The sequence below is a fragment of the Kineococcus sp. NPDC059986 genome (genome assembly GCF_040702905.1).
GTDB lineage: Bacteria > Actinomycetota > Actinomycetes > Actinomycetales > Kineococcaceae > Kineococcus.
The window spans coordinates 37,082-50,122 of the sequence record NZ_JBFBND010000006.1; the positions used below are offsets into that span (position 1 = coordinate 37,082).

Below are 13,041 nucleotides of genomic sequence, written 5' to 3' on the forward strand. Positions count from 1 at the left end.
GCGCCCCGAGGTGCCTCGGGGTGCCACACTGGCCCGCGTGAGCACGCACACGACCGCGACGACCGACTCGAGCACGACCCCGGGTCCGTCCAGCACCAGCTGGCCGGACCTGCCCGCCGCCCAGCAGCCGCAGTGGCCGGACGCCGCCGCGCTGGCCGAGGTGCAGGCGGAGCTCGCGTCGTATCCGCCGCTCGTGTTCGCCGGGGAGGCCGACCAGCTGCGCGCGCAGCTGGCCCAGGCGGCCCGCGGCGAGGCGTTCCTGCTCCAGGGCGGGGACTGCGCCGAGACGTTCGCCGGCGCGACGGCCGACGGCATCCGCCGCCGGCTCAAGACGATGCTGCAGATGTCGGCCGTCCTGACCTACGGCGCGAGCCTGCCGGTCATCAAGGTCGGCCGGATGGCCGGGCAGTTCTCCAAACCGCGTTCGAGCAACGACGAGACCCGCGACGGCGTCACCCTGCCCGCCTACCGCGGGGACGCCGTCAACGACTACGCGTTCACGCCGCAGTCGCGCACCCCGGACCCGCAGCGCCTGCTCCGGGCGTACCACACGTCCTCGGCGACGCTGAACCTCATCCGCGCCTTCACGACCGGCGGCTACGCCGACCTGCGCAAGGTGCACGAGTGGAACCGGGGCTTCGCGGCCACCGCGGCCAACCAGAAGTACGAGGCCCTGGCCCGCGACATCGACAAGGCCATGAAGTTCATGATCGCCTGCGGGTCGGACTTCGACGCCCTCAAGTCGGTCGACTTCTTCGCCAGCCACGAGGCGCTGCTGCTCGACTACGAGCGGCCGCTGACGCGCACGCTGGACGAGGAGCCGCCGCTCAGCGGTCCCGTCGGCACCGACGTGCGCCAAGGCGGTCCGTACGACGTCTCGGGCCACATGGTGTGGATCGGGGAGCGCACCCGTCAGCTCGACGGTGCGCACGTGGACTTCGCCTCGAAGATCCGCAACCCCATTGGCATCAAGCTGGGGCCGAAGACCTCGGTCGAGGACGCGCTCGCGCTCGTGGAGAGGGTCGACCCGTACCGCGAACCGGGCCGGCTGACCTTCATCACGCGCATGGGCGCCTCGACGATCCGAGAGGCGCTGCCCGCGCTCGTCGAGGGCGTGACCCGCGCCGGGGCCCAGGTCACGTGGGTCTGCGACCCCATGCACGGCAACACGATCACCTCGACCAGCGGGTACAAGACCCGCCGGTTCGACGACGTCGTGGACGAGGTGCGCGGGTTCTTCGAGGTGCACCGCGCGCTGGGCACGGTGCCCGGCGGCCTGCACGTCGAGCTCACGGGTGACGACGTCACCGAGTGCCTCGGCGGCGCGTTCGACATCGACGACGCAGCGCTCGCGACCCGGTACGAGTCGCTGTGCGACCCGCGCCTGAACCACCAGCAGTCCCTGGAGCTCGCGTTCCTCGCGGCGGAGATGCTCTCCCAGCGCTGACCGGTACGACGAAGGGCCCGGGACCTCGCGGTCACGGGCCCTTCGTGCGTGCGGTGGGTCTCAGACGACCGTCAGCGTGATCGTCGACCCCTTGGGGACGCTCTGACCGGCGGCGGGGTCGCTGCTGCGGACCGTGCCGAAGACCCCGCCGAGGAAGTTGTCGCGCGCCACCTTGAACCCGAGGGCCTGCAGCTGCTGCGTCACGGCGTCGACGTTCTTGCCCTGCACGTCCGGGACCGGCACGAGCGGCGGGCCGGAGGAGACGACGAGCTGGACCGCGTCGCCGCGGAACAGCGTCCCGTCGGCCGGGGTCTGCGAGATGACCTGGCCCTTCGGCACCGTCTCGCTGACCTGCTGGTCGACCTCGCCGACGGCGAGCCCGCGGTCGGTGATGGCCTTCTGCGCCGCGTCCTGGGGCTGGTCGACGACGTTCGGCACGTCGATCGGCTCGCGGCCCTTGGACACGACGAGGGCGACCGGGGTGTCGTGGTCGACGACCTGACCCACGGCCGGGTCGGTGCGGACGACGGCCCCCTCCGGCACGTCCTCGCTGAACTCCTGGCTGACGGCGCCCACGGCCAGCCCCGTCTCGCGGAGCTGGTCCTCGGCGTCGGACTGCGAGGCCTTGACGACGTCCGGGACGGCGAACTGCTGGATCCCGCGGCTCACGACGATGGTGACGGTGCCGTCCTTGCGGACGCGGTCCCCGTCACGGGGGTCGCTGGAGGCGACGAGGCCCGCGGCCACGGTGTCGCTGTAGCCCTGCTGTTCCTGCACGCCGAGACCGGCGGCCCGCAGGACCGCCGTGGCCTCCTGCGGTGACTTGCCGGCGACCGCCGGGGTCGTCGTGTAGGCCCCCGGCCCGGCGAGCAGGTACCAGGAGATGCCCGCACCGACGGCGAGGACGAGCAGGACGAGGCCCACGAGCAGACCCCGGCGGGACCGGTGACCCTCCGAGGACGGCGTGGGGTCCGCCTCGTCCTTCGCGGCCACGGCCGCGATGCGGGTCGTGCTGCCCGGCGCGGCCGGCGCCGCGGGGCGCGGTGCCCGGGTGGCCAGCTGCGCGGGGGACAGCGACGAGCTCATGGCCCGCAGCTGTTCGAGCATCTCCCCGGCGTCGGCCGGCCGTTCGTCGGGGTCCTTGGCCAGGGCGTCGAGCACGAGCGCGTCGAGCGCCTTCGGCAGACCGGGGGCCTTCACCGACGGCGGCGGCACGGGCTCGTGGACGTGCTTGTAGGCGATGGTGAACGGGCTGTCCCCGGTGAACGGCGGGGCTCCCGTGAGCATCTCGTAGAGCATGACGCCGACGCCGTAGACGTCGCTGCGGGCGTCGGACTCGCGGGACTCGAGCTGTTCGGGGGCCAGGTACTCGGCCGTGCCCATGAGGTCACCCATGCCGACGGTGGTGCTCTGCCCGCCGAGGGACGCGGCCCGGGCGAGGCCGAAGTCGGCGACCTTCACGCGCCCGTCGTGGGCGACGAGCACGTTGGCCGTCTTCACGTCGCGGTGCAGGACGCCCTTGCGGTGGGCCTCGGCGAGGGCGTCGAGGACGTCCGCCGTCACGCTCAGCGCCTCACCGGCGGAGAGGGCTCCCTTGTCGAGGACGACGTCGCGCAGGGTGCGGCCGTCGATGAGCTCCATGACGAGGTAGGCCGTCTCCGTGCCGCCCTCGTGGTCGACGCCCTGGTCGAGGACGGCGACGATGCCCGGGTGCGTCAACCGCGCGGCGGACTTCGCCTCCCGGACGAACCGGGAGCGTGCCGTCGCGTCGTGCGCCAGGTCGGCCCGCAGCACCTTCAGCGCGACGGCCCGGTCCAGCCGCTCGTCCTCGGCGCGGTAGACGATCCCCATCCCGCCCCGTCCGACGCGGCCCAGGACGAGGTACCGCCCGTCCAGGCGTCGTCCGACGAGCGGGTCGGAGAGGGTCGCGTCCACGGTCAGCGAGTCTAGGTCGACTCGGCGTCCGATCCGGCGAGCGACTCAGCGGAAGCGGGCCTGCAAGGTCTGGACGTTCGCCACGTACCGGCGCGTGTCGTCGTACATGCCGCGGGAGCGGACCGAGGCCTGCCCCTGGTAGTACGACGCGATCGCCACGTCCGGCGGGTTGTTCGCGACGAGCGTGCGGAGGATGGCGACCCCGGCCTTGGCGTTGTCGCGGGCGTCGAAGAGGTCGATGGGCTCACCGAGCAGGTCCGAGGCCCACTCGCCGGAGCTCGGGATGACCTGCATGGCGCCGATCGCGTTGGCCCCCGAGACGACCTTCATCTGGAACCCGGACTCCTGCATGCCGATGGCGAGGGCGAGGGAGGGGTCCACGCCCAGGCGCACGGCGGTGGAGCGGATGATCTCGCGCATCTCCGCCTTGCTCGGCTGCTTGCTGGCCTGGATGCGGGCGCGGTTGGTCGACACGGCGTCCGAGACGGTCGGGGCCTGGGTCGTCGGCTGGGTGGGCTTCGTGGGCTTCGCGGAACCCCCCGTGCGCAGCGTCTGCCCCTCGACGATGAAGCCGGTGGCGTCCAGACCGTTGAGCGCCACGAGGTCCGCGACGCTCGTGCCGGTCGCCTGGGAGATGTGGGAGAGGGTGTCGCCGGCCCGCACGGTGTAGTCGCCACCCGCGCTGGTGCTGCCCGTGGCGGTGCCGCCCGCCGGTCGGGACGGGGTGGACGCCCCGCCGGGCAGGGTGAGGACCTGGCCGGCGCGGATGAAGCCGTCCGCGGTGAGGCCGTTGGCGTCGCGGAGCGCGCCGACGGTCGTGCCCTGCGCGACGGCGATGTGGGACAGCGTGTCCCCGTCCTGGACGGTGTACGAGCCGCCCGTGGACGTGGTCTCCGGCCCGGGCACCCGCAGCTGCTGGCCCTCGACGACGAACGCGTCCTCGTCGAGGCCGTTGGCGGCCACGACCGCGTCGACCGTCGTGCCGTGGGCGGCGGCGATGGCGCCGACGGTGTCACCGGGACGGACCGTCACGGTGGTCTCGCCCGGGGCGGCCGCGGCGTGCGCGGCGGGGACGAGGGCGGTCGGGGCGGCGGCGCCGACGAGCGCGGCGGCCAGCCACCGGCCACGACGCGAGCTCGGGGTGGGGGTGTCGGTGGTCTCGTCGGCCATGGCGTCCCTCGCTGGTCGTGACGGGTGGTGCGGAAGTGCACCAGTGGGGCGCTGGTGAACCTACCGGACCCCTCCTGTCCCCGCGCTGTCCACGATGTCCGAGGAGCGGGGCGGACCGGGGGAGGTGGCCGGGCGAGTCGTCCGGGTCCGCGCTCCGGCGCGGCACGGTGGCAGTCCGCTCGTGCTGACCCCTGCGGACACGGCAGACTGGCCCCGTGGTTGCACCGCTGAGAGCAGAGATCGCCCGGGAGAAGAGCACCGAGGAGCTCGACGCCCTCGTCCCCGCCTGGATGACCGTCCCCGACGTCGCCGAGCAGACCGGCCAGGACCAGCGCGTCGTGCGCCGCTGGCTGCAGGAGCGTGAACTCGTCGCCGTCCGGCGCGGGGAACGCTCGGTGGCCCAGGTCCCGGCCGCGTTCATCACCGACGAGGGTCCCCTGAACCACCTCAAGGGCACGCTGTCGGTGCTGCGCGACTCGGGCTACACCGACGTGGAGGCGCTGAGCTGGCTCTTCACCCCCGACGACACCCTGCCGGGGACGCCGATCGACGCGTTGCGGGCCAACCGCAAGACCGAGGTCCGGCGGCGGGCCCAGGCCCTCAGCTTCTGAGGACGCGTCCCCGGACCGGCGTCACGACGCCGTCGTCCAGCGCGCCTCGTCCCAGCGGGCGAGGCGCGCCCGGACGAGGCCGGGGACGGCCACCGCGAGACGTCGACCCATCCCGACCTTGACGCGGCGCGAGAGCACGTCGAACCCGGCCGCCTCGACCTCGCCGAGGATGCCGCCGTAGAGCAGGTAGGCCGTCCGCAGGCAGTCCCGCGACGTCGGGTGGACCATGTCCAGCCCCGGCTCCGCGTAGGCGTAGAGCTCCCGGGTCCGCTCCGCCTCGAAGGCGAGCAGGTCCCGCACCGCCTGCGGCGTCTGTCCGGCCGCCCGCGCCGCGAAGAGGTCCTCCCGGGTGAGGCCGAAGCGGTCGAGGTCCTCCTGGGGGAAGTAGACGCGCCCCCGGTCGAGGTCCTCACCCACGTCGCGGACGAAGTTCGTCAGCTGGAACGCCTCGCCGAGCGCGCGGGCGCGCGGTGTCGCCTCCGGGGTCAACGGCTCGAGGATCGGGAGCATCTCCAGCCCGATGACGGCCGCCGAACCGTAGACGTAGTGCCGCAGGTCCTCGTAGGTGGCGTAGCCGTTCTCCGTGATGTCCATCCGCATGGACTCCAGGAAGGCCTCGACGTGCTCGCGCGGCAGGTCCCAGCGGCGCATGGTCGCCGCCATGGCCCGGCCGACGGGTTCGGCGGCGTCCTGGACGTCGAGCGCGGCGAGGAACTCGTCCGACCAGCGGACGAGCGCGTCCGGGTCCGGGTCGGTGAGGGAGTCCACGAACTCGTCGGCGTACCGGGCGAAGCCGTACAGCGCCCACACGTAGGGGCGCTTGGCCGGCGGCAGCAGGAGCGTCGCCAGGTAGTACGTCTTGCCGTGCTCGGCGTGCAGCTGCCGGCACGTCTCGAACGCCTCCCGCAGGTCCTCGTCGAGCAGGGCGGGATCGTCCTGCGCGGCGGCGTCGAGGCAGACGGCGCTGCTGCGGGGGATCACACGCTCCGCCACGCGCGGGAACGGTAGGCGCGGTCGCGGCCGGTGACGCGTTCGGCGGCGAGCCGGCCCGAGACGAGGACCATCGGCACCCCGACACCGGGCTGCGTGCCCGACCCCGTGAACACGACGTTCTCGCCCCACAGGTTGCCCGGGCGGAACGGCCCCGTCTGACGGAAGGAGTGCGCGGCGGCGAAGGGTGCGCCGTCGGCCATGCCGCGCCGCTCCCAGTCCGCCGGGGTCGTGACGTCCTCGACCTCGACACCCTCGGCGAAGCCCGGGTACCCGCGCTGCTCCAGGGTCTGCATGACGTGCTCGCGGTACCGCGGGGCGATCCGGTCCCAGTCCAGCGGCGAGGACCCCGCCGACAACGAGGGGGTCGGGAAGAGGACGTAGTAGATGTGCTTGCCGGCCGGGGCCAGGGACCCGTCCGAGACCGTCGGGCGCGAGACGAGCACCGACGGGTCGCTCATGAGGCGCCCGTCGAGCAGCTCGGCGAACACCTCCTTCCACGCGGTCCCGAAGTGGATCGAGTGGTGCACCGGGTCCGGGTAGTCCTTCGAGGACCCGGCCAGGAGCAGGTAGCAGCTGGGGGAGTACGACAGGGTGCGCCGCACCGGGCGCCCCAGGAGCTCCTCGCGCGCCACGGGCAGGTCCGGGTTGAGGACGACGACGTCGGCCGGGAACCGGCGTCCGTCGGTCGTCGTGACGGCCGTGGCCCGGCCGCCCTGGCGCTCCACCCGGTCGACGGTGGCGCCGTAGTGGAACTGCACACCGTGCTTCTCGGCCGCCGCCGCCATCGCGGTGGGCAGGGCGTGCATGCCGCCCTTGGGGAAGAACACCCCCGCCACCGAGTCCATGTAGGCGATGACCGCGTAGAGGGCGAGCGCGTCGTACGGGGACAGCCCGGCGTAGAGGGCCTGGAAGGAGAACATCCGCTGGGTGCGCGGGTCCTTGAGGAACTTGCCCACCTCGGGAGCCAGCTTCTTGAACCCCCCGGCCGCCAGCAGCCGCACGAGGTTGGGCTTGAGCAGGTCCAGCGGGGTGTCGATGTTGCTGTCGATGAAGTCGCGGATCTCCCAGCGGTAGAGGTTCGCGACGTGGTCGACGAAGCGCCGGTAGCCGTCCGCCTCCGAGGCGCCGCAGAGCTCACCGATCGCGACCGCCGTGCGTTCGACGTCCGCGGACACGTGCAACGCGGTGCCGTCGGCGAAGTTCCCGCGGTAGAGCGGGTCCACCGGGTGCAGGTCGAGCCAGTCGTGCATGTCCTCGCCGAGCGCGTCGAAGCAGTCGGCGATGAGGTCCGGCATCGTCAGGACGGTCGGGCCCGTGTCGAAGCGGTAGCCGTCCTTGACGACGAGACCGGCCCGGCCGCCCGGGACGTCCTCACGTTCGAGGACCGTGACGTTGCGGCCGGCCCCGGCGAGCCGCATCGCGGCGGACAACCCGGCCAGTCCGGCGCCGACGACGACGACGTCCTGGGCGGGACCCGTGACGTGGCGCGTCCGGCCCGGCAGCCAGTCGAGGGCGTTCGCGAGGCCGCTCACGAGCGCCTGCTCGTGGCCGCGACGACGAGGGCGTGCAGCGCACCCCGCGCGTCCTCGGTGAGGTCGGCCTGGTCGAGGGTCCGGCACGCGACCTCGACCTGCTGCCGGATCAGCTCCTCCACCTCCGCCAGGGCTCCCGTGTCCGTCAGGACTCCTCGCAACGTGTCCACACCTTCCGTCGTCAGGTCGGGGTCCCCCAGGAGGCGCTGGACCGTCTCGGCCTGCGCGGGGGTCGCGTTCTGCACCGCCAGGCCGACGAGCACCGTGCGCTTGCCCTCGCGCAGGTCGTCACCGGCCGGTTTGCCCGTCTCGGTCGGGTCGCCGAAGACGCCGAGCACGTCGTCCCGCAGCTGGAACGCCTCGCCGAGTGCGAGCCCGAACCGGGAGTAGTCGGCCAGCAGGTCCGTCGAGGCGCCCGCGAGGGAACCGCCGAGGAGCAGGGGGTGCTCGATGGAGTACTTCGCGCTCTTGAACGTCAGCACGCGCCGGGCGCGGTCCACGGCCCCGTCGGTGCCGCGCTGCGTCGAGGACGCCTGCTCCAGCATGTCGAGGTACTGACCGCCCATGAGCTGGGTGCGCATCGTGTTGAAGACGCGGCGACCGCGCAGCATGGCCTCGGCGGGCAGGGTGGCGCGGGAGAACAGCTCGTCGCTCCAGCCCAGGCACAGGTCACCGGCGAGGACGGCGGCGGCGAGCCCGAAGCGCGTCCGGCTGCCCTCCCAGTCCTGCTCGCGGTGCAGCGCCTCGAAGCGGCGGTGCACCGCCGGCTGGCCGCGGCGGGTGTCGGAGTCGTCCATGACGTCGTCGTGGATGAGCGCGGCGGCCTGGAACAGCTCCAGCGCGGCGGCGGCCGTGACGATCCCCTCGTCCTGCGGGCCGTCGACCACACCGTGGTAGCCCCAGAAGCAGAAGGCGGGACGCAACCGCTTGCCCCCGCGCAGCAACGCGGAGATCGCGTCGAGGATCGGGTCGCAGTCCGAGCTCACCTCGCGCAGGACGGCGGTCTGGTCGTGCAGGAAATCCTCGAGGACCGACGACACGGCGGTCCGCAGTTCAGCCGTCGCCCGGAGGGGAGCCCTCATCTCGACGGCCGTTGACTCGACACTGGGGGTGGGCGGCACAGGGGGCACTCTAAGCACGAGCACCGACACCGGCGAACGGACGACGGACGGGGTGACGCCGCTGGTCACGGGCAGATCACGAGGGGTCGTCTCCTACGGTGGGAACCGTGGTGATGGACCGGGAGGCGTACCTGCAGCGCTGGAGCGCGCTGCACGGCGGCACGCACGCCAACGCGCTCGTGCGCGGCTGGCTCAGCGGAGCCCACGCGCTGGCGCGCCCCCTCGCCGCCGCCGGCACGGCCCCCTGGGTCGTCACCCTCGCCGGGGCCGCGCTCGCCGTCGGCGCCGCGGCGCTCGCCGTCACCGGGGGACGGGGTGGGGCGGCGGCCGTCGGCGCCGGGGTCCTGCTGGCCCTGGCCGGGATCTTCGACAACCTCGACGGCGCCGTCGCCGTCATGACGGGCCGGACCTCCCGGCGCGGCGCGCTCCTGGACGCCGCCGTCGACCGCGTGGGCGACGCCGCCTGCGCGGTCGTGCTGTGGGGGTGCGGGGCCCCGGCGTGGCTCGTCCTCGTCGCCGGTGGCCTCGCACAGCTGCAGGAGTACGTGCGCGCCCGCGCCCAGGGTCTCGGCGTCGACGACGTCACCGTCGTCTCGGTCGCCGAGCGGCCCGTCCGCCTCGCCCTGGCGGCCAGCTGCTCCATCGCCACGGCGATCGTCGTCTGGCTCGACTGGGCGACGCTCGGCGCCGGGGTCTGGGCCGTGCTCGGGCTCATCGGGATCGTCCAGGTGACGAGCGCCGTGGTGCGCCGGCTCTGACGGGTCCGCGCAGCCCCCTCAGGCCGGGCCGACGAGGTCGGTGACGATGCGGGCCGACAGCCCGACGAGCGGGAGCCCGCCCCCCGGGTGCGACGACCCGCCCACGAGGAACAGCCCGGGCACGGGGGAGCGGTTGGCCGGGCGCAGGAAGGCCGACCGCGGCCCGTTGCTGGCGGTGCCGTAGATGGCGCCCCCGTCGCTGCCCGTTCGCTCCTCCAGGTCCGCCGGCGTCCGGACCTCCGCCCAGCGCAGCCGGGACCGCACGTCCAGCCCGCGCCGCGCGAGCGCGTCCAGGACGACGTCGGTGTGCCGGCGCACGAGGTCCTCCGAGCGCCAGTCCGTCCCGCCGCCCTCCGGGTCGTGCACGGGCGCGTTGACCAGCACGAACCACGCCTCGGTGTCGTCGGCGGGCCGCAGCGCGGGGTCGTCGGGGGCGCTGACGTAGACCGTCGGGTCGGCCACGGGCCGCCCCGCGGCGAGGTCGGCGAACTCGGCGTCGTAGTCGTCGGGGAACAGGACCGTGTGGTGCCGCAAGCCCGGGGTGCGGCCCTCCAGCGCCAGCAGCAGCACGAAGCCCGAGCTGGACCGCAGCCGTCGCGGTGGGCGCAGCCGGGGGCGGGGCAGCAGGTGGCCGTACAGCCGGGCCGCGTCCACGGCCGAGACGACGACGTCCGCGCGGACCTCCGTGCCGTCGGCCAGCCGGACCCCCGCGGCGCGGCCGCCCTCCTCCAGCACCCGCTCGACGGGGGCGTCCGTCGTGATGCGGGCGCCCCCCTCCCGGGCCCGGTCGGCGACCGCCTGCGCCAGCAGGTGCAGACCACCCCGGACGTACCAGGCCCCGAACGCCTGCTCGACGAACGGCACCGTCGCCAGCGCGGCCGGTGCGCGGCCGGGATCGGAGCCGGAGTAGGTCGCGTAGCGGTCCAGCAGCGTCCGCAACCGCGGGTCCTGCAGGTACTGCCGGCCCACCCCCCGCAGCGACGACCACGGCGCGACCGTCCGCAGCCCGCGGACGTCCTTCGCCAGGCGCAGCAGCGTCCGGGGACCCTCGAGCGCCGACTCCAGGAACGGTTCGCGGGCGACGTCCCAGATCTCGGCCGCGCGGCGCTGGAAGGCCGTCCACTGCGCCCCCGTCCCCGCCCCAAGGGCGTCGTCGAGGGCGCGGGCGACCTGCGGCAGCCCGCCGCCGGGCAGGTCGACCTCGGTCCCGTCCCCGAACCGGTAGTGCGCCACCGGGTCCAGCTGCACGACGTCCAGGACGGACTCGACCGGGTCCCCGGTCTTGAGGAAGAGGTCGCGCTGCACCGCCGGGAGCGTCAGCAACGAGGGGCCGGTGTCGAAGGAGAAGCCGTCCCGGCTGAACCAGCCGAGCTTGCCGCCCACCTCCGGACCCTGCTCGAAGACGTCGACCGAGTGCCCCTGCGCGGCGAGCCGCGCCGCCACCGACAACCCGCCGAACCCGGCGCCGACGACCACCACGCGGCTCAGAGCGACCGCCCCTTCCAGACCAGGCCACCGCGCCGGCGGCGACGCCAGGAGTCCCCGAGCAGCCCCAGCAGCAGCGCCACCGACGCCGGGTGCCACAGCGCGTCCGGGACGGACCGGCCGCCCGTCCGCTCGGCCGCGGCGTACCGCCCGACCACACCCGCGAGGTACCCGACGGCACCGACGGGCGAACCCGCCAGGGCCGCGGCGGGCGGGACGAGGTACGTCATCGCGAGCCCGGCCCCGACGGCCACGGCCGCCGGGGCGGACCCGAACGCGGACCACAGCGACTTCGTGTACCCGTTCCGCACGTCCGACCAGCCCCGGTACATGCGGCAGGTCGCCAACGCCGTCCCGTCCGCGACGCCGCCGCGGCCGCCGACGGCCTTCACGGCCCGCAGCAGGGCCAGGTCGTCGAGCACCGCGTCGCGGACCGCGGCGTGGCCCCCCGCCCGGTGGTACGTCGCCGCGTCCACGACGAGGAACTGGCCGTTGGCCGCCGCCAGCGACGGCCGCGGCGAGACCTCGGCCGTCCGCAGCGGCAGCGTCGTCAGCCAGGACCACTGCAGCAGCGGCTGCACGAGCCGTTCGCTCCACGTCAGCGCCAGCTGCCGCGGGTACGGGCAGACGACGTCCAGACCCGTGCGGCGCAGCAGGTCCACCGCCGCGGCCACCGCGTGCGGGGCCAGGACGACGTCGGCGTCGACGAAGACGAGGACCTCACCCGTGGCGTGCCGGGCCAGGAGGTCGCAGGCCGCGGTCTTGCCCAGCCAACCCGGTGGCGGCCCGGCGCTGCGGACCAGCCGGACCCGGGCGTCGGCCGCCGCGACGGCCTCCACCAGCTCGGCCGTCCGGTCGCCCGAGGCGTCGTCGACGACGACGACCTCGTAGTCGGGGACCTCCACCTGGTCCAGCAGCGACGTCAGGCACTCCGGGAGGGTCGCCTCCTCGTCGCGCGCGGGCACCAGGACGCTCACCCGACCGGTCACCGTTGGCGGGTCCAGGACCGGTACCCGCAGCCCGCGGGCGTTGACGAGGGAGTGCAGGGTCAGCGCGACGGCGCTCGCCGTCCCGGCCCAGGTCAGGGCGCGCCACGGCCTCACGGCCGGACGTCCCGGCCGGCGAGCACGGAGCGCAGGTACGGCAAGACGGTCAGGCCCATCGCGACCCCGCCGTAGGCGGCGACGACCGGCCGCCGGAAGAACGCGGCGTTGCCGAGGGCCGAGCCCAGCCACGTCCACCCCAGCAGCACCGCGGGAACGGTCTGGGGCACGGCCTCGGTCGTCGCGCCGCCGTCGGTGCGCGTCGTGGCGTGCAGCGCGCCGCAGATCGTCACGGCTGTCAGCAGCCAGCCGGCGTAGTTGCTCAGCGGGATCCCCGGCACCCCCGGCAGGTGCGGCCGCGGGGTCTCGAAGGACCAGTGCCCGGCCGTCGTCATCTGCGGGTCGAGGAAGAGGTCCCAGGAAGCCAGGGTCCAGGCGGCGGCGCCGACCGCGACGACGTCGCGCGTGCCGGCGGGCAGGTCGCGGGCCAGGTGCCGGCCGAGCTGCACCGCCGGGTGGGCCAGCATCGTCCACGCCAGGGGGACGACGACGGGGACGTCCAGGACCTGAGGGCCGAGCGTCCCGGCGTAGCGGTAGCGGCCGAACGGCCGACCCGTCCGCGTCCCCACGGCCTCGGCGACGAGCCCCAGGCCCCCGGCGACCGCCAGCGTGGTGGCGGCGGCGCGCGGGCCGCCGCGGCGGGCCGCGTCGGTGACGGACGCCGCGGCGAACGCGACCACCGACCCGATCGTGGTCCGGCGCAACCCCTCCCCGCGCAGCAGGGGGTGGGCGACCTGGGTCAGCACCGCCCCGGCGGTGAGGGCGCCGCTGAGCGTCCGGGACAGCGAGGAGGGCACGTCGAGCACTCTAGGAGCGGGGTCGGACACGGGCTCTCCGGGGCGGCCCGCCCGGTCCCGGGGGGGTGCGCCCGGTCCCGGGGGGGGTG

The 13,041-nt window shown here is 74.5% G+C and carries 11 protein-coding genes; 3 read left to right on the forward strand and 8 right to left on the reverse strand.

Features of this window, described 5'->3' with window-relative positions; all coding sequences use genetic code 11:
- Positions 1-37: 37 nt before the first annotated feature.
- Positions 38-1,447 carry a class II 3-deoxy-7-phosphoheptulonate synthase gene (locus tag AB0637_RS06715; protein ID WP_366170604.1) on the forward strand — a complete coding sequence of 470 codons (1,410 nt, stop codon included), beginning with the start codon at positions 38-40 and terminating at the stop codon, positions 1,445-1,447.
- A gap of 60 nt (positions 1,448-1,507) precedes the next feature.
- On the opposite strand, the gene pknB is transcribed toward AB0637_RS06715, so the two are convergent.
- Together pknB and AB0637_RS06725 are read right to left on the reverse strand one after the other, a co-directional pair.
- Entirely contained in the window at positions 1,508-3,382 is a 1,875-nt protein-coding gene (gene pknB / locus AB0637_RS06720; RefSeq protein ID WP_366170606.1) for a Stk1 family PASTA domain-containing Ser/Thr kinase, read from the reverse strand.
- Positions 3,383-3,427: 45 nt separating this feature from the next.
- A complete protein-coding gene (locus AB0637_RS06725) occupies positions 3,428-4,552 on the reverse strand; it encodes a LysM peptidoglycan-binding domain-containing protein (protein WP_366170608.1) in 1,125 nt (374 codons plus the stop codon).
- 215 nt (positions 4,553-4,767) lie between these two features.
- On the opposite strand from AB0637_RS06725, the gene AB0637_RS06730 reads away from it, so the two are divergent.
- Positions 4,768-5,163, forward strand: coding sequence for an Rv2175c family DNA-binding protein (locus AB0637_RS06730; RefSeq protein ID WP_366170610.1), 396 nt, complete (start codon positions 4,768-4,770; stop codon positions 5,161-5,163).
- 21 nt (positions 5,164-5,184) lie between these two features.
- Here the strand turns inward: AB0637_RS06730 and AB0637_RS06735 are convergent, their stop codons facing one another.
- From AB0637_RS06735 to AB0637_RS06745, 3 genes are read right to left on the reverse strand one after another with little or no spacing between them, the layout of a single operon-like run.
- Entirely contained in the window at positions 5,185-6,156 is a 972-nt protein-coding gene (locus AB0637_RS06735) for a phytoene/squalene synthase family protein (protein ID WP_366170612.1), read from the reverse strand.
- Positions 6,141-7,688, reverse strand: a complete 1,548-nt coding sequence (crtI, locus tag AB0637_RS06740; protein ID WP_366170614.1) for a phytoene desaturase family protein — start codon at positions 7,686-7,688, stop codon at positions 6,141-6,143. Before crtI (AB0637_RS06740) ends, AB0637_RS06735 begins: the two co-directional genes overlap by 16 nt.
- Entirely contained in the window at positions 7,685-8,770 is a 1,086-nt protein-coding gene (locus tag AB0637_RS06745; protein WP_366170616.1) for a polyprenyl synthetase family protein, read from the reverse strand. The genes crtI (AB0637_RS06740) and AB0637_RS06745 overlap by 4 nt, the downstream gene beginning before the upstream one ends.
- Positions 8,771-8,922: 152 nt before the next feature.
- Between AB0637_RS06745 and AB0637_RS06750 the strand changes: the two genes are divergently transcribed.
- Positions 8,923-9,567 carry a CDP-alcohol phosphatidyltransferase family protein gene (locus tag AB0637_RS06750; protein ID WP_366170809.1) on the forward strand — a complete coding sequence of 215 codons (645 nt, stop codon included), beginning with the start codon at positions 8,923-8,925 and terminating at the stop codon, positions 9,565-9,567.
- A gap of 18 nt (positions 9,568-9,585) precedes the next feature.
- On the opposite strand, the gene crtI (AB0637_RS06755) is transcribed toward AB0637_RS06750, so the two are convergent.
- Genes crtI (AB0637_RS06755) through AB0637_RS06765 form a run of 3 tightly spaced genes read right to left on the reverse strand, consistent with a single transcriptional unit; the run spans position 9,586 to position 12,952 of the window.
- The gene (gene crtI, locus AB0637_RS06755) at positions 9,586-11,055 is read right to left on the reverse strand and encodes a phytoene desaturase family protein (protein ID WP_366170811.1); all 1,470 of its coding nucleotides are present in this window, start codon (positions 11,053-11,055) and stop codon (positions 9,586-9,588) included.
- Positions 11,052-12,155 (reverse strand): glycosyltransferase family 2 protein, encoded by a 1,104-nt coding sequence (locus AB0637_RS06760; protein ID WP_366170618.1) that lies wholly within the window; start codon positions 12,153-12,155, stop codon positions 11,052-11,054. Before AB0637_RS06760 ends, crtI (AB0637_RS06755) begins: the two co-directional genes overlap by 4 nt.
- On the reverse strand, positions 12,152-12,952 hold the full coding sequence (locus AB0637_RS06765; RefSeq protein WP_366170620.1) for a carotenoid biosynthesis protein: 801 nt from the start codon (positions 12,950-12,952) through the stop codon (positions 12,152-12,154). The genes AB0637_RS06760 and AB0637_RS06765 overlap by 4 nt, the downstream gene beginning before the upstream one ends.
- Positions 12,953-13,041: the final 89 nt, after the last annotated feature.